The following is a 16,920-nucleotide window of genomic DNA, read 5'->3' as shown; positions in this document are numbered from 1 at the left end:
CAGCCCCTCCGACCGTAGGTTGGTGACATCACGACACAGGAGGTCACCGATGAGCACCACGTTCAGCAAAGAGGAGAAGGCGGCGATGCGCGCGGCTGTCGCCGAGAAGAAGGCGGCGCAGGAGGGCGCGGATGCCGCTGCCTCCTGCGAAGCAGCCATCGCGGCGATGACCGGAACCGACAAGGACCTCGCCGAGATCTTCCACGCGCTCGTCGCGGAGAACACGTCGCTCGCGGCGAAGACCTGGTACGGGATGCCGGCCTACGCCGACGCGGACGGCAAGGTCGTCGTCGCGTTCAAGCCCGGCTCGAAGTTCAAGATCCGCTACGCGACGCTCGAGTTCCAGCAGGCGGCGCAGCTCGACGACGGCGCACTGTGGCCGGTGGGCTTCGCGGTGACGAAACTGGACGGTCCCGAGAGGGACCGTGTGGCCGCGATCCTGCGGGCGGCTGTCGGGCGCTGAGCTCAGGAGGAGCCCTCCGCCGGTCGGATCCGGCTCTTTACATTGCACCGCGTTTGTAGCAACCTCGCAGATATCGATTTGAATGAGGTTTGCTCATGTCCCTCGCGCATCGGAGCCGGCTTGTCGCCCTCGCCACCCTCACCGCCCTGATCGGGCTGTCCCTGGCGCCCCTGTCGAGCGCGACCGCGGCCTCCGCGCTCGCCACCGACGTGGTGGTCAGCGGGCACCAGACGACCTCCGGCACCACGGTGTCGTCCCCCGTGTTCAGCACGAAGCAGAGCGACGAACTCCTCCTCGCCTTCCTGACCGCCGATGGCCCGGCCACGGTGGGGAGCGAATCGTTCACCGCGGTCACCGGCGGCGGGGTCACGTGGAAGCTCCGTCAACGGGCCAACGCCCAGTACGGGACCGCCGAGATCTGGCAGGGCGTCTCGAGCGCGCCGATCACCAGCGCCGCCGTGACGGCGACGCACGCGGGGACGGGACTGGCAGCCATCACGGTGGTCAGTTTCACCGGCGCCGACACGGCTACGGCCGGCGCCGTCATCGGTGCCAGCGGGGCGACCGGCGCGCCCACCACGACGCTCACGACGACGCGGACGGGCTCCTGGGTGTGGGGAGTGGGTGACGACTGGAGCACCGCTACGACGAGAACCGTCGGGGCGGGACAGACCAAGGTCGACGAGGACCTGGCGTCGTCCGGGGACACGTTCTGGACGCAGCGCCAGACGTCGGTGACGACGGCCCCCGCACCAGCGAGCGTGACCATCAACGACACGGCACCCACCACCGACCGATGGAACCTCGCCGCCATCGAGGTGCTGCCCATCAGCGGCCTGGACACCGTGCCGCCGAGCGTGAGCATGACCGCCCCGGCCTCGGGGAGCACGGTGTCGGGCACCGTGAGCGTATCGGCGACGGCCACGGACAATGTCGGAGTCGCCTCCGTCCAGTTCCTGCTCGACGGCGCGCCACTTGCGGCCGCCGTCACCAGCGCGCCGTACACGATCTCGTGGGACACCACCTCGGTCGCCAACGGGAGCCACGCCCTGTCCGCGATCGCCAGCGACGGCTCCGGCAACCAGGCCACGGCGTCTTCCGTCGCGGTGACCGTGAGCAACTCGGCGAACGATCCCTCCGTGGTGGGTTCATGGGGACCGGTCGTCCCCTGGCCCGAGGTCTCGATCCACGCGGCTCTCACCGACACGGGCAAGATCCTCACCTGGCAGGGTGACTTCTCGCAGAACGGCCAGCAATTCCTGCTCGACCCGGTGAGCGGCACGTACATCCAGGTCCCGAACGGCGCCGTCGACCTGTTCTGCGCCGGCCAGGCCGTGCTCGCCGACGGACGCATCGCCGTGGTCGGCGGCACCGCGACCAGCGGCGGGCTGGGGATCACAGCGGTGAGCGCCTTCGACCCGAGCACGAACACGTGGAGCGCCCTCAAGCCGATGAACCACCCGCGGTGGTACCCGACCGGGACGACGCTCGGCGACGGGCGCGTCCTCGTCACCTCCGGGTCGAACACGAGCTCGACCGACATCGTCCAGACCCCGGAGGTGTACAACCCTCCCACGAACACCTGGACCGACCTCACCACGGCGACGAAGGACATCCCGTACTACCCGTTCATGTATCAGCTGCCCGACGGCCGGGTACTCCAGGCCGGCGCCTCCGAGCAGGGGACGCTGACCCAAGCACTGGACCTGTCGACACAGAAGTGGACCACCATCGACAGCCGGGTGCTCGACGGCGCATCGATCACCAACTACGCGCCGGGCAAGTTCCTCAAGGCGGGCACCGCCTCCGACGGCGGGTTCACCGGCACATCGGCCAACACCGCATACACGCTCGACATGAACCAGCCGAACCCGACCTGGCAGGCGACCGCGCCCATGGCCTACGCGCGCAGCTTCGTCGACCTCACCAACCTTCCTGACGGGACGGTGCTCGCTACAGGAGGCGGAACGGACAAGTCCGGACAGGACCTCTCCAAGGCGGTGAAGCCGGCCGAGATCTGGAACCCGGCCACCGGGACCTGGACGACCGTCGCGTCGCTGACCGCCCCGCGGCTCTACCACTCGGTCGCCGTCCTCCTGCCCGACGGCCGCGTCTTCGTCTCCGGTGGCGGCGGCGACACCGGAGTGGCCGACCAGCTCAGTTACCAGATCTACTCGCCTCCCTACCTGTTCAAGGGCGCGCGGCCGACGATCACCTCCGCACCGTCGACCCTCCAGTACGGAGGGAGCGCCTTCGTCCAGACGCCGGACGCGGCGAGCATCACGTCGGTGTCCTTGATCCGGACGGGCTCGGACACCCACGCGTTCGACCAGAACACCCGCGGGATGCAGCTGTCCTTCACTCAGGCCGCCGGCGGCCTGAACGTGCAACTTCCGCCCAACGGCAACTGGGCGCCTCCCGGCTACTACATGCTCATGATCGTGAACGGCAAGGGTGTGCCGTCGACGGCCGCCATGGTCCGGTTCCCGGCACCCTACGAGGACGCCGTCGCACCGACGGCGCCGAGCAACCCGACGGCGACCGGAGCGGTCGGAAGCATCACGGTCGGCTGGACCGCTTCCACCGACAACGTGGGCGTGACCGGCTACACCGTGTACCGCTCGACCACCTCCGGCTTCACCCCCGGCCCGGCGAACCTGGTGAAGCAGGTCAGCGGCACCACGACCACCTACAAGGATGCGGGACTCACGCCCGGTGCGTATTACTACCGCGTGGAGGCCGTCGACGCGGCCGGCAACATGAGCGCACCGTCGGCCGAGGTCACGGCAACCGCACTCGCGGACACGACGCCGCCCTCTGTGCCCGGTAATCTCGCGGCCTCGGCAGGCGCGGGCGGCATCGCCCTGACCTGGAACGCGAGCACCGATGATGTCGGCGTGACGCGGTACAACGTCAGCCGCAACGGCTCGGCGCTCACGACCACCACCGGGACGAGTTACACCGACACCGCGGTCGTGGGAGGGACCACCTACACCTACACGGTGACCGCGCAGGATGCGGCGGGGAACGTCAGCGGGGCGTCGAACAGCGCGACGGCCACGGCGGTGTCCGGTCCGCGGGCGATCACCGTCGACGGTCTCGTGACCAAGCATCAGGGCACGGATGCCTCGACAGTCTCTGTCGGGGGCCTCACGACCACGGGCACGAACGAGCTCCTCCTCGCCTTCGTAAGCTCTGACGGTACGAGCACCGCCCAGATCGGCTCGGTGACGGGAGGCGGTCTGACTTGGACCCTCCGACAACGCTCGAACGGTCAACCGGGAACCGCAGAGGTCTGGCAGGCGGTGGCACCGACGCCGCTCTCGAACGTGACCGTGACAGCCACCCAGAAGTCCGGGTCGTGGCAGTCGTCGCTCACCGTCGCGGGATTCCTCGGTGCGGACACGGCTACTGGGGCCGTTCTCGCCGCGAACGGCGCCAGCGGCGGTCCGACGGCCACGCTCACAACCACGCGTGCGGGCTCCTGGGTGTGGGGCGTCGCAACCGACTGGAGCACCGCGCACGCACGGACGGTCGGCACCGGTCAGACGTTGGTCGACCAGTACCTCTCGCCGTCGGGCGACACCTACTGGCTGCAGCGGACGAACGCAGTGACGCCCACTGCAGGTACAGCGGTGACGATCAACGACACGGCGCCCACGACCGACATGTGGGATCTGGCGCTGGTGGAGGTGCTTCCGGCGCCTTAGCGGTCCTGAGAAGCGATGCCCTCGGCTAGATGCTTCGGTGGTCGCGTACGGCTGCCTCGAGCGCCTCGAGGTCTGGTGCCAGGGACGCATCGACGGCCAGGGGGTCGGTGATGTTGAGTCGCTGCATCTTGCGGCGGCCTTCCGGTGCGGTGTTGATCTCGTGCTCGCCGCCCTCCAGCGCCGCCATCAGGTCGCTGATGACGTCCTCCAGGCTCCGACGCCCCCAGCCGAGCTCCGGACCGGCGTTCTGCGAGGCCATCATCGCGGTATCGGTCGCCCCCGGATAGACGGTCGCAACGTGCACACCCGTTCCGATCAACTCGCGGCGAAGCGCTTCACCGAAGTGCGCGATGCCCGCTTTCGTCGCCGCATAGACACCGTAGAAAGGCATCCCGACGAGTGCGATCCCGCTCGAGATGTTCAGGAGGATGCTGCCACGTTCCTTGCCGCTCCCTCGAAGCCTGGGCAGCAGCGTCTTTGTCAGGAGGATGGGGGCGGTGAGATTCAGGTCGATCATCGAGTGGACGTCGGCATCGGTGGTGAGCTCGAGCCTGCCCGCGCGCACGTTTCCCGCGTTGTTGATGAGGAGGTCGAGGCTGCTCCAGGAGGCAACCGCCTGCGCGACTCGCTCAGCGGCGTCCGGCTCGGTCATGTCTTGGACGTGGATCTCGGCCGTGCCGCCCAGGGATTCCACCAGGCGTGCCGTCTCGGTGAGCGTGGACTCTCGTCGGCCCACCAGCAGCAGGTGGCCTCCGCGTCGACCGAATTCGAGGGCGAGTGCTCGACCGATGCCCTGCCCTCCGCCGGTGATGACCCCGCGTCGGTCGGTGAGGTCCAGATGATTCGGTTCCATGGCGAGCATCTCTCTGTATTGTTCCGGCCGGGCGGCAATCACTCCCGAAACGCAGAGGGCCGGCTCGACATCACCCGTCGATCCGGCCCTTTTCATTCGTGGGTGCTTCAGCAAATTCGGAATCGCTTGAGCCTACTGGGTCGTGGCCACCTTTCCTGGGGCGCATTCCAGGCTAAGGCCGGAAATTTTCCAGGTGGCAGTGTAAATGCTGGTCCTACATCCAAAACGTGACGCAGTTCTCGCGACCGCTTTGCGGCGACAGCACCGAACATCCCGACCTTCCCGCCGGCTTAGCGAGGCCCAGGAAGACAAGACTGCGGGTCCACCGCGTTGTCATGAGCCTCAGCGCCCAAACTTCGTCAGCCACGCGAGCACGCCGCAGAGCGCGACGTATCTTGCCGAGCTCGACGCCTAAGAAGTCCGCGTGGGCGGTCAGCGCAGCGAGGTGCGGATCGGACGGTTCAGGAAGTCGAGTTGTGACCCTTCTCCGACTATCAGGGAGTTCAATTCCGCATTGAACGGGATCCCGGCCGGGTTCGCCAGATGTTCGTCGAACGCGGCATCGTCCTGGTATTGCTCGAAGACGACGAAATCATGGTCCGACGCGTTGCGCGTGAAGACCTCGAATACGAGGTTTCCCGGTTCCTTCCGTACGGCTTCTGCGAACTCCTCCACGAGGAGGGCCACACGCTCCCGCCGCCCGGGTCGGGCCGTGAAGGTGGCGATCAGTGTCTTCGTCATGCGGTACTCCAGGTGAGATAGCGCGCCGGGTTGGTGACCAGGAGACGATTGGTCGCGACTGAACCGATCACGTCGCGTACTCGGGGCACATAGCGACGCCCGAGGTACGCGAGGCCGGGGAGGCCGCCCAGCGCCGACCAGCTGGACGCCCGTGCGACGTCACCGCCGATGAGGACACGGTCACCGTGGCCGGCGGAGACGACCTTTTCGAGACAGTCGAGCAGCACGGACTCCGGCCAGTCCCTCAGCCTGGCTGCGCCGTCGTACCCGAGGTACGCACCGGTGGCGGCGATCTCCGCGTGCAGGCCAGGGTCGGGGTTGCGGTCCGCGTGTGCGATGGCGACCCGGGAGGCCGCGACACCCTCCTTCGCCAGTTCATCCAGCAGCTCGAAGACGGCGCTCGCGCGTTCCGTGTGAACCATCACGGGCGCACCCGTCGCACGGTGTGCGGCACCTGCGGCGGTGATCGCACGCCGCTCTGCCGGGCTGATCCGCCAATAGTCGATTCCGACCTTCACTTGACCCGCCCGCATCAGCGCGCCGTCCGGGGCAACGGCTCGGGCCCCCTCCGGCTGGGAGTCGCTGGCCGCGATCCCGTCCGTGAGCTCGCGGAGGAACAACGCTTCCAGGTCAAGGTCGTCGTACACGCCGTCCGCATAATGCGCATCGCGATGTCGGCCGGTCGAGGCGACGATGGTCGCGCCGGTCCTCGCCGCGATTCGCCCCAACGCCTCGGGTCGTCGGCCAAGGCCGAGTGGCGTGGCATCGATGAGGCCGCCGAATCCAGACGCGAGGAATGACAGACATTCCGCTGTGCTCGCCTCCTCATCGACGAGATCCTCACCGGGCAGCAGCGGGCTCGCGTGGAACAGGTGCTCGTGATAGTCGAGCGAGCCGAGCGAGGCAGGGTCGACGTCTCCGAGCACCGTGCGGACGAGCCCCCTCATCGGACGGTGGACGCGATTTCCGCGAGTTCGGCGACGGTGCTCGGCGGCATCGGGATGTCGAAGACGTCGGCGACGACCTGCGACCAGCCGTGGATGAAGTACACCCATCCGTCCACCACGGTGAGCTCGCGGTGCTGCTCCTGCGCGCGTGCCTGGTAGAGGAACTCCAGGCTTCCCCGGTAGTTGAACTCCCACACCCGCGCGCGGAGCGGGAACACGACGTCATCGGCGAGCGGCGAACCGGGCCGGTCCTTGCCCAGGCCCGTTGCGTTGACGATGACGGCTCCCTCGCCGGCGGCGCCCACCACAGCGGTCGCGTCGCTCAGCGGGTCGCCTTCATCGAGAGGGTGGTAGACGAACCGAGAGGTGTCGATGCCGCCGCGTTCGTGGATTGCGCGGGCATGGTCGAGGGAACTCCGGGTCCGGCCGACCAGGGTCACCTTCGACGGCGTGTCCTGCCGGTGGGCGAGGTGCCAGCTCAATGCGACGCCCGAGCCTCCCGCACCGAGGCAGACGAGCTCAGCGCCGGTGTCCGCGAAGTAGGTCGAGGGGACGACGTCATCGAGCGAGAGTCCCACGGTGATCGGGTCCTTCGCAGCGCCGACGAGGCGTCCACTCCGCTTGGCGATCGAGGACACCTCGCCGCAGGCCCGGGCGAAGTCGTCGACCTCGTCGAAGAGGTCGCCTGCGGCCTCGAAGACGCGCATCTTGTGCGTGGTGACGAGCGCTCCGGCCTGCCCCTCGTCGTCCCGGATGCGCTCGACCACTTCGCGGTAGACCGCGTCCGGCGCACCGAGCGGGATGTCGAAGCCCCGCAGTTCGCGCGACGGAAGTCCGAGGTGGTCGGCCCAGAGCGGGAACACTTTCTGGATCGACGAGTGCGCCGTGTCGACGCCGACGAACCCCATTCGGCCCTGGTCGATCATGCGGCTGCCTTCCCGACCGCGGCGCGGTAGGCGGCGGAGAACTCGCTCGCCTTCGCGGTGATCGTCACGTAGCTGCCGGCGGCAAGGTCGGCTGACGATACGAGGTCGCTGCCGGCTCCGACCGCCACCACTCCGGCAGCGACCCACTCGGCGATGTTGGCGGCGTTCACGCCGCCAGTCGGCATGAAGGGAACATCGGGGAACGGCCCGCGCAGGTTACGCACCAGCGTCGGCCCGAACAGTCCCGCGGGGAAGAGCTTCACGACGTCCGCACCGCTCTCCTCGGCGGCCATGACTTCGCTGGGGGTGATCGCCCCGATCATGGTGGTGAGCCCGGTGGCCGTCATCGCGTCGGCGACGGCGGGGCGGAAGCCCGGAGCGACCAGGAACGCAGCCCCGGCATCGGCAGCCTCGCGAGCCTGGTCGGGAGTGCGGACGGTGCCGGCGCCAAGCAGTACGGTCTCACCCAATTCGTCGGCGATGCGGCTAATAGCCGAGGCTGCATCAGGAGTGGAGTAGGTGATCTCGATTCCCGTGACGCCGCCCGCGGCCAGGGCGCGGGCGGCGCCGACGGCCGCCTCTGCGGAGGGCGCACGCACGACGGCGATCACGCCCGTCGCGGTCAGGCGGGAGAGCGCAAGTTTCACGAGGGGACCTTTCGTGCGGGAATAGGGGTGACCGGGTTCGGCGGCACGTCGCCTCCGAGCACGGCCAGGACGTTGGCAACGGCGCCGGAGCCCATCCGGTCGATCGCCTGGACGGTCTGTGCGCCGAGGTGCGGCGTGACGACGATCCGCCCGGCGAGATCCTCCGCGAGCAGCGGCCCGCGGGAGTCGCCGACAGCTTCGGAGGCGAGGGTGTCGGCCGAATAGGACGAAAGACGGCCGTCGCGGAGGGCAGCGGCCACGGCGTCCTCATCGACGAGGTCGGCGCGGGCGGTGTTGACGAGCGCGAGCCCGTCCGCCCGCGCGAGCCACGCGGCATCGACGATCGTCGCCCCACCCGGTGCGTGCAGGGAGACGGCGCCGCAGGCGGCGAGCTCGGCGACGGCGTCCGCTCGTCGATATCCGTCCGGGAGCGGCTCGTCGGCGGTCAGGAACGGATCGTAGGCGAGCACGCGCGCGCCGAGAGCGCGGGCACGATCGGCGAAGAGCCGGCCGATGCGGCCGAAACCGGCGACACCGACCTCGAGTCCGTCGATTTCGCGTCCGCGCACGGCGGACCAGTCGCCGGCACGGACCGCGCGGTCGCCGACAGCGACGGTGCGAAGGCCGCCGAGCAGCAGCGTGAGCGCCAGGTCGGCGACCGATGCGCTGTTGGCGCCGGGCGTGTTGGTGACTACTATGCCCCGCTCCTCGGCGGCGGCCAGGTCGACGGCGTCGAAGCCGACGCCGTAACGGGCGACGATCGCGAGCTGCGGCGCCCGAGCGAGAAGGTCGGCAGTGACGGGAGACGTTCCCGCGATCCACGCATCCGCCCGCGCCAGCAACGGCGTGAGCGACTGCGGGTCGTGGTGCGGATCCCCGAAGACGACCTCGTACCCTGCAGTCTCGAGCGTCGACACGAAGTCGACCGAACCGGAGCCGAATGACCGGCTGGTGACGACGATGGTTCCGCTCATCCGCGACGCTCCGCGGCACGCGCGGCGAACCACGGCTCCAGACGCGAGTACGCGTCGACGAACGCCTCGTGGCGTTGAACGTATTCTGCGTGCCTACCCGCGTCCGGCTGGAACTCCGCAGTCACCTCGGACAGTGATCTGGCTGCGCCGAGGTCCGGGATGACGCCGGCACCGACGCCCGCCACTACGGCCGCGCCGAGGCTGTTGCCCTCGTCGACGATGCTGCGTCTGCGGATGGTCGCACCCCACATGTCGGCCATGAGCTGCAGCCACGCGTCGGAGTTCGCTCCGCCTCCGATGGCATCGACACTGTCGACAGGCGCACCGGCCTCGCGGAAAGCCTCAACGCAGGTCAGGAGGTTGAAGGCGACGCCTTCCAGCACGGCACGCACGAGGTGGCTGCGGTCGTGGTGACGGGAGATACCGACGAACGCGCCGCGCGCGTCCGGGTTCCAGTATGGCGACCGCTCTCCCAGCAGATACGGCAGGAAGTAGAGGCCCTCTCCCGAGGCGGAGGCCGTCGAAGCGTCACCGACGAGGCGGTCGAATGTTGCCGCCTCGGCCGACGGCTCGAGCAGCTCGGCGATCCACTGGAGAGACCCGCCGCCCGCCTGCATAGTCGCCGTCGGGACGTAGTGCCCGGGAACGACATGCGTGAAGGTCATGGTGCGCATCAGCGGGTCGTGCAGCGGCTGCGTGGCCGACATGGACACCCACGAGGACGTGCCCAGGTAGGCGTACGCGCCATCCGAGGGCTCGACGATGCCGGTGCCGAGCGCAGCCATCGGCCCGTCGCCGCCACCGAGCACAACGGGCGTTCCCTCCGGAAGCCCCATCGCGTCGGCCGCGTCACGGCGCATTCCGCCGACGACCGTCGTCGCAGAAACGACCTCCGGCAGCAGCGCGCGGTCGATCCCGGCCGCCTGAAGGATCTCGTCAGACCACTCGCCTCCGAGCTGATCGAACGCATTCGTGCTCGAGGCGTCCGACGGGTCGGTGACGAGCCGCCCTGTGAGCCGCTGGACGACGAAGTCCTTCGCCAGGCAGATGTGCCGCACCTGGGCGTACACGTCTGGACGATTCTCGGCGAGCCACATGATCTTCGACGCCGAGTAGGTCGGGTTGAACTGATGGCCGGTGATCCGGTATCCGCGCTCACGGCCGACCGCGTCGGCGAGACGCTCGCACTGCGCGGTACTGCGCGTGTCCGCCCAGATGATCGCCGGATGCACCGGCCGGTAACTCTCGTCGAGGAAGACGGCGCCCATCATCTGACCGCTGAAGCTGACCGCGGTGACCGCCTGTCCGGCCGCGCCACTATGGGCGAGAAGTGCAGTGGTCGCTTCAATGACCGCTCTCCACCAATCCTCCGGATCCTGTTCAGCGACACCGCCTGCAGCGAAGTGCGTGCCGTAACGGGCAGTGACCGCGGTGACGAGCGTGCCGTCGTCCTCGTGGAGCGAGGCCTTATTCCCCGTCGTTCCCAGGTCGTGGGCGATGATCATTAGTCGTTCCCTCCGCCAGTGGTGGCTCCCGCCAGCTTCGTAGGCTCAGCCCTATCGGGTTCGCGGGAGAGGGCACGTCCGGTCAGGGTCGGCAGCCACTTGGGCAGCTGGTCGACCGCGACCGCAGCGAGGATGAGGACGCCGATGGCGATCTGCAGCCAGAAAGGGTCGATTCCGAGCAGGCTGCCGCCGTTGTTGAGCATCCCGACGATGAGCGCACCGATCAGAGCGCCGACCGCGGTGCCGCGCGCGCCGAACAGACTCGCGCCGCCGATCACACAGGCGGCGATCGCCTGGAGCTCGTAACCCTCGCCCGCGGTGGGCACACCGTTGTTGAGGCGCGAGGCAAGCAGGATTCCTCCGAAGCCGGCCAACAGCCCCGAGGCCGCATAAACGCTCACCAGGACACCCTTCACCGGCACGCCGGAGAGCCGCGCCGACTCGGCATTCGAGCCGATGGCATGCACATAGCGTCCCCAGGTGGTCTTTGCCAGGACGATCGAGACGATCACCATCACGACCAGGGTGAAGATGATGAGATTGCTCACTCCGAAGACGTCGCCGCCGGCGATCTGCTCGAATGCGTCAGGCAGCGGCTGGATGGTGCGGCCTCCAGAGAGGAGCAGGGCGCCACCGCGCGCGATGCCCATCATCCCGAGGCTCGCGATGAACGGCGGAATGCGCAGAAAGGCGACGAGCAGCCCGGTGAGGAGGCCACTGAATGCACCCGCGAGGAGCGCGACGACCACACTGAACGCGACGCTCGCACCGCTGGTGGTCTGGAAGACGAGCTGAGCGACGACGATGCCGGTGAGCCCGACGACGGATCCGACTGCCAGGTCGATGCCTCCGGTGAGGATGACGAGCAGCTGACCGGCCGCGATGATCGCGTAGATCGAGACCTGGCGGCCGAGGCTGTCGAGGTTCGTGGGCGTGAGGAAGGTGTCCGTCGTCAGGGCGAGGATGACGGCGAGCACGAAGACGATGGCGAAGCCGCTCGCGTTCGCCTTGAAGAAGCGGGTGAGGGCGTTGCCCCCGCGGTTAGCGGCCATCGTCGGCCTCCGTCCCTGAGATAGCGGTGATGGATGAGGTGAGGTCTTCGGGAGCGAACGCGTGGGCTGTGTCGATGCTTGCCAGCTGCATGATCGACTCCTCTGTCGCCTCTGCGGCGGGAAGGTCGGCAACGATGGCGTGGTCCTTCACGACCAGGATGCGGTCGCAGAGTCCGATGAGTTCCGGGAGGTACGACGAGACCACCAGGAATCCCATCCCACCGGCCGCCATCTCGGTGATCGCTGCATAGATGTCGGCTTTCGCACCGACGTCGACGCCCTTCGTCGGCTCGTCGAGCAGCAGTGCGCGAGCACCGAGTCCCATCCACCGGGCGATGAGGACCTTCTGCTGGTTTCCTCCGGAGAGCGAGGTGATCGGGTCGTCGAGCGAGTTGTACTTCACCCGGAGACCGCGCAGGGCCTTCTCGACGTACTGATCGATTCGACGGGTGGACAGCCAGCCCGCGCGGCCGATGCCGCGGTAGCCGGCCACGGTGATGTTCTCCCGGATCGAGAGGTCCGGGAAGATGCCGGACTCTTTGCGGTCCTCGGTGAGCATCCCGAGTCCCGAAGCGGCAGCTGCTCCCGGCCGAGAGATATTGGCGTTCTTTCCAGCGACTCGGACACGCCCTCCGGAGCTCGGATCGGCTCCGAAAGCGGCGCGGAGGATCTCACTCCGGCCGCTGCCGAGCAGACCCGCAATGCCGACGATCTCCCCGGTCCGCACCGTGAGCGAGACGGGTCGGGTGTAACCCCCGACCCCGAGTTCGTCGAGCTCGAGCACCGGCTCCCCCGGCTGAGCGCGCTCGCCTGGGTAGAGGTCCTCGAGGGATCGGCCGACCATCGCCTCGACAAGTGATTCCGGCGTGTAGTGGCTCATCGGGTTCGTCTCGACCAAACGGCCGTCGCGCATCACGCTGACCCGGTCGCCGATCTCGAACATTTCCTCAATGCGGTGCGTGACGTAGAGGATCCCGATGCCCTGGTCGCGCAGCTGCGCGATCCGGATGAGCAGGTCTCCTGCTTCGTGTTCCGAGAGTGCGGTGGTGGGCTCGTCGAAGATGACGAGGTCGGCCTCGTGGCCGAGTACCCGTGCGATCTCCACAAGCTGACGCGTCGCCGTCGGGAGGTCGGAGACCAATGCGTGTAGTGACAGGTCTTGGAGGCCGACGCGACGCAGATGCTCGCGCGCGGTCTCCCGGTTGCGCGTACCGCGCAGGTAACCGCCGACGCTCGAGTAAGAGCCCATCAGCAGGTTGTCGAGCACGCTCAGTTCCGGGAAGAGGCTGAGCTCCTGGTAGACCACGCCGATCCCACGGTCCCGCATCTGGGTCGGCGAGATCTGGACGGGCACGTCCGCTCCGCCCACCACGTACTCGCCTGCGGTTCGCGGGACTGCGCCGGTGAGGACTTTGATCAGCGTGGACTTGCCTGCGCCGTTCTCACCGGCGACGCAGTGGACCTCGCCGGGGAGCAGGTCGATGGTGACCGAGTCGAGCGCGCGCACGGGGCCGTAGTCCTTGGAGACCTGGCGCAGGCTCACCAGGGGCGCCGCCCCGGAGCGGGTGAGCTCCGGGGAGGCGCCGTTGGAGGTTGCGGGAGACATCGGGATTACTTGCCCGTCTCCTTGGCGGGGTTGAGCAGCGACTTGAGCGCGGGGTCGTCCACGTTTGACTTGTCGACAACGACCGCACCCGGGTCGAGCTTGACCGGGGGCTGGTTGCCAGCGGCGGCCATGGCGGCCTCCACGACACCCTGGTAACCGAAGAAGAACGGGTTCTGGACGATGATGCCGCCGATGGAGCCGTTCTTGACCGCGTCGACCTCGGCCGGGTCGGAGTCGAAGGCGACGACCTGAACCTTCGTGCCGCTCTTGGCTGCGACCGCGCGAGCCGCACCAGTGCCAGAGGTGTTGTTGTCTGCGAAGACGCCCGCGAGGTTCGGCTGGGCGTTCATCACGTCGGTCACCTGGCCGACGGCCTTGTTCAGGTCGTTGTCGTTCACCAGCGTCTGTACGATCTTGGCGTCCGGGCACTTGGCGGCAAGGCCGGCGACGAAGCCGTCCTTGCGGTCGACGAGCACCTGCTGACCAGAGGCGGCGGACTCGTAGAGGATGTCGCCGTTGGCTTTGCCCTGAGCCGTGATCAATGCGCACATCTTCTCGCCCGCCTGCTGTCCGGCCTTGATGTTGTCGGTGCCGATGAAGCCCTCGGACTTCGTCGTGACCGCATTGTCGACGGTGATGACCTTGATGCCGGCCTTGCGGGCCTTGTCGATCACCGCGTTCAGGGCGGTGGACGAGTTCGCGGCGAGCACGATGGCCTTCACCTGACGGGTGATCGAGTCCTCGACCATCGAGACCTGCTGGTCGATGTCCGTCTCAGCAGTGGGACCGGTGAGCTTGATGTCGACACCCAGGTCCTTGCCCGCTGCCTTGGAGCCGGCGAGCATCGACTGCCAGAAGTCGCTCTGCGTGGCCTTGGTTATGACATCGATCTTGGTGCCGGCGACCGTGCTCTTCGTGTCCGAGGAGGCTGCAGCCGAGCTGCTGCCGCCGAAGATGAAGCGGCCGGCGACCAGGCCGACGGCGAGGGCTACGATCGCGACGATCGCGACGATCAGGGGCCAGCGCCGCGTAGTTGTCTGTGCCATGAAGGGGAGACTCCTTTGTTCTCTCGTTGGGTGGGGTGGTGCAAGTGGTGCGGGGGTTACCGCCGGGTTGCAGATCCGGACGTCTGGTAGGGGCGGAGCTCTGGTCGCGTCGCGCCGGCGTACACCCGGCTGCCGAAGCCGTGCTCCAGCACCCACGCGTAGTCGTGGCCCGCTCCGCCCGGGTAGACCGCGAGAAAGCTGTAGGGATCGGAGCCGGTGTTCACGCTGCGGTGAGCCCACCCGGGCGGGATGTAGCCGATCCGGTCAGGGCCCATCTCGAGGAACACCACATCCATGCCGTCGAACATGAGCAGGCCGCCATCGCCTTCGAGGCCGAGATAGATCTCGCCCTCGGCGACCGGGTGCATGTGACCCTTCGTGAAGTAGAGCTCGCCCGCCACGTCGCCGGGCTGGATCGTGGTGATCGACTGCGGCAACTCCCGCGGAGCCTCGGGCACCGGCGTCGACGCGACTGTGTAGACCACGGGGTCGCCGCCGTCCACGCCCGCCTGCCAGGCTGCCTCATCGGCGAATAGGTGCTCCAGATCGCTCAACCGCCGGACCAGGGTGGGGCCGAGAGGCGAGACGGAGACCGACGAGCGGTCCAGCGTGATCGAGAAGGGCCGCAGTGGCGGGGCCGCGAACTGTGTCATGTCCATCCTTGGGCTGTTGTGACAATAGCGTCACTGTAGTCCTGTAATGACAACCGCCGCAAGTTGTTACAGCATCGCCGCTTATCGGTCAGACGAGCGCGGCGCCTCCGCTGGCCCTGGCGTCGGTGACGACGACGAGCGGCGCAGCTCCGGCTCCGCGATTCGGCCCGCGCGTGAGGTCCACTTCAAAGCGGCTCCGATCACCTCGGTGGAAGGCGACAAAGCTCTCGACCGGCCTTCCCGCGTCGTCTCGACTGACGCTCCGGAGGACCAGGACAGGCGACCCCGTCGGCACGTCGAGCAGATCCCCCACGGCCTTGGTGGCCAATGCGGCCTCGATCGAACGATGCCCACGTGCGAGCCGGACGCCGAACTCTCCCTCCAGAACCGCGTACAGCGACTCACGCGTGAAGTCCTTCTCGAGCAGCCCGGGCGCCAGCTCGAACGGAACGTGCGTGATCGTGAGAGCCCACGGCTGGCCGTCCACGATGCGGAGGCGCTCCAGCACGACGACGGGCTGATAGGGGCCGATTTCGAGCTCTGCGGCGAGTCGCGGGTCAGCGGGGACGACTTCCAGCCTTCGGACTTCGCTCACAAGTTCGCCGCCGCGCGACGCGACGTCCTCGTAGAGCCCCGTGAGCGACTGTGCGAGACCCTCACCGACCTTCGGGGTGGCATAGAACGTGCCTTTGCCCTTGATCCGCTCGATGACCCCGTCGTATTCGAGGTCGGTCAGGGCCTGGCGGACCACCGTACGCGAGACACCGTACTTCTCGCAGAGCTCGAAGTCGCCGGGGAGCCTGTCGCCCGGAGAGAAGCCCTGCTGCTCAAAGTACGCGAGCAACGCCTCCTTCAGCTGGTAATACAGCGGCAGTGGTGAACTTCGATCCAACCCGGTCATGAACCCATGCTAGTTGTCATCGTGACATGACAGGTGGCAGCAACGGCGGGCGCGGCGGGCGCTGACGTCCGCCAACGACGAGTTTGGGCGCTGGATTCTCACCGCCGCGGGAGTCGCGGTCCTCTTTCTTGCCACAGCTACCGCCTTCTCAATCGGAGCGGCCAAAGCGAACGCAAGCGTACTTGTGCCGGACCGGGAGATCACGACTCCTGCTATCGACTTCTCAACCTTTCGACGCTCCATTGCCTCTCCGAAAGGTCGAGAATCGCTCGGCCTGGACATGGCGGGCGACGAAGGTGCCGAGCGCTCGTCGATGACAACGCCATGCAGCGCCTGTATGACGCGCATATTCAGGGCCTGAGTCGAGAAGCGAAAATGACTCCGCACCCGGCCGCATAGAGGCGCCTCTGCGCCGTCGAGGGATATTCGCCGCTCGCCCGCAGCACATTAAGGCCGCCCGCGGCCCATTGACCTCCGCGGCGCCGCCCGGGCGCGCTATGTAACCCGCTCCCAGAACGCGGCACACGCTCCGAAGCGCTGTCACTTGCGCGCCCACTCCGGCGCCGCGGCCTGGAGCAGTCGAGCCGGACGGTGCGAGCGGCCATAGCGAACGCAGTGCAATCTTGCGCATGCTCGCCACCGGTTGAGCGCAATCAACGCAAGAGGCCGGACCGACGTTTCCGTCAGACCGGCCTTCTTCGCTCGTGCGCGAGGGGGGACTTGAACCCCCACGCCCTTGCGGGCACTGGCACCTGAAGCCAGCGCGTCTGCCAATTCCGCCACTCGCGCGAACCCAGGAACTCTAACACGGAGGCGCTTTCCGGCACGAATCCGCAGGGCCACCGCCTCCCCGATCTTCACCGGATCGGGAGGCGGCCTCAGGTTTTCCCTCGCCC

14 protein-coding genes and 1 tRNA gene are annotated in these 16,920 nt (G+C 67.9%); 2 read left to right on the top strand and 13 right to left on the bottom strand.

The features are described from left to right. Nucleotides 1-49: 49 nt before the first annotated feature. A complete protein-coding gene (locus tag FPT20_RS16735; protein ID WP_233265586.1) occupies nt 50-463 on the top strand; it encodes a hypothetical protein in 414 nt (137 codons plus the stop codon). Nucleotides 464-558: 95 nt separating this feature from the next. Beyond that, nucleotides 559-4,173 (top strand): galactose oxidase-like domain-containing protein, encoded by a 3,615-nt coding sequence (locus tag FPT20_RS16730; RefSeq protein WP_158867385.1) that lies wholly within the window; start codon nt 559-561, stop codon nt 4,171-4,173. A 25-nt stretch (nt 4,174-4,198) separates the two neighbouring features. Here the strand turns inward: FPT20_RS16730 and FPT20_RS16725 are convergent, their stop codons facing one another. From FPT20_RS16725 to FPT20_RS16665, 13 genes are all read right to left on the bottom strand, one after another. Then, nucleotides 4,199-5,140 carry an SDR family NAD(P)-dependent oxidoreductase gene (locus FPT20_RS16725; RefSeq protein WP_199245873.1) on the bottom strand — a complete coding sequence of 314 codons (942 nt, stop codon included), beginning with the start codon at nt 5,138-5,140 and terminating at the stop codon, nt 4,199-4,201. A 318-nt stretch (nt 5,141-5,458) separates the two neighbouring features. Beyond that, entirely contained in the window at nt 5,459-5,767 is a 309-nt protein-coding gene (locus FPT20_RS16720) for a putative quinol monooxygenase (protein ID WP_158867383.1), read from the bottom strand. After that, nucleotides 5,764-6,714, bottom strand: coding sequence for a phosphotriesterase family protein (locus FPT20_RS16715; protein WP_158867381.1), 951 nt, complete (start codon nt 6,712-6,714; stop codon nt 5,764-5,766). Before FPT20_RS16715 ends, FPT20_RS16720 begins: the two co-directional genes overlap by 4 nt. Beyond that, on the bottom strand, nt 6,711-7,640 hold the full coding sequence (locus FPT20_RS16710) for a shikimate dehydrogenase family protein (RefSeq protein ID WP_158867379.1): 930 nt from the start codon (nt 7,638-7,640) through the stop codon (nt 6,711-6,713). Before FPT20_RS16710 ends, FPT20_RS16715 begins: the two co-directional genes overlap by 4 nt. Beyond that, nucleotides 7,637-8,287, bottom strand: a complete 651-nt coding sequence (locus FPT20_RS16705; RefSeq protein WP_158867377.1) for a bifunctional 4-hydroxy-2-oxoglutarate aldolase/2-dehydro-3-deoxy-phosphogluconate aldolase — start codon at nt 8,285-8,287, stop codon at nt 7,637-7,639. Before FPT20_RS16705 ends, FPT20_RS16710 begins: the two co-directional genes overlap by 4 nt. Further along, a complete protein-coding gene (locus FPT20_RS16700; RefSeq protein ID WP_158867375.1) occupies nt 8,284-9,261 on the bottom strand; it encodes an NAD(P)-dependent oxidoreductase in 978 nt (325 codons plus the stop codon). The genes FPT20_RS16705 and FPT20_RS16700 overlap by 4 nt, the downstream gene beginning before the upstream one ends. After that, nucleotides 9,258-10,766 carry a xylulokinase gene (gene xylB / locus FPT20_RS16695; protein ID WP_158867373.1) on the bottom strand — a complete coding sequence of 503 codons (1,509 nt, stop codon included), beginning with the start codon at nt 10,764-10,766 and terminating at the stop codon, nt 9,258-9,260. Before xylB ends, FPT20_RS16700 begins: the two co-directional genes overlap by 4 nt. Next, nucleotides 10,766-11,818: an ABC transporter permease gene (locus FPT20_RS16690; RefSeq protein WP_158867371.1), complete on the bottom strand. Its 1,053-nt coding sequence runs from the start codon at nt 11,816-11,818 to the stop codon at nt 10,766-10,768. Before FPT20_RS16690 ends, xylB begins: the two co-directional genes overlap by 1 nt. Beyond that, nucleotides 11,808-13,424 (bottom strand): sugar ABC transporter ATP-binding protein, encoded by a 1,617-nt coding sequence (locus FPT20_RS16685; RefSeq protein ID WP_158867369.1) that lies wholly within the window; start codon nt 13,422-13,424, stop codon nt 11,808-11,810. Before FPT20_RS16685 ends, FPT20_RS16690 begins: the two co-directional genes overlap by 11 nt. 5 nt (nt 13,425-13,429) lie before the next feature. Beyond that, nucleotides 13,430-14,470, bottom strand: coding sequence for an ABC transporter substrate-binding protein (locus FPT20_RS16680; RefSeq protein WP_158867367.1), 1,041 nt, complete (start codon nt 14,468-14,470; stop codon nt 13,430-13,432). Between the two features lie 56 nt (nt 14,471-14,526). Next, nucleotides 14,527-15,123, bottom strand: a complete 597-nt coding sequence (locus FPT20_RS16675) for a glucose-6-phosphate isomerase family protein (protein WP_158867365.1) — start codon at nt 15,121-15,123, stop codon at nt 14,527-14,529. Nucleotides 15,124-15,211: 88 nt separating this feature from the next. Beyond that, nucleotides 15,212-16,024, bottom strand: a complete 813-nt coding sequence (locus tag FPT20_RS16670; protein WP_158867363.1) for a GntR family transcriptional regulator — start codon at nt 16,022-16,024, stop codon at nt 15,212-15,214. Between the two features lie 705 nt (nt 16,025-16,729). Then, nucleotides 16,730-16,813: transfer RNA gene (locus FPT20_RS16665), tRNA-Leu, on the bottom strand. Nucleotides 16,814-16,920 lie beyond the last annotated feature (107 nt).

Origin of the sequence: Leifsonia sp. AG29 (assembly GCF_009765225.1) — a bacterium.
Lineage (GTDB): Bacteria > Actinomycetota > Actinomycetes > Actinomycetales > Microbacteriaceae > Leifsonia.
The sequence above is the reverse complement of the archived record's forward strand: the minus strand, read 5'-3'. Positions and strand labels throughout refer to the sequence as shown.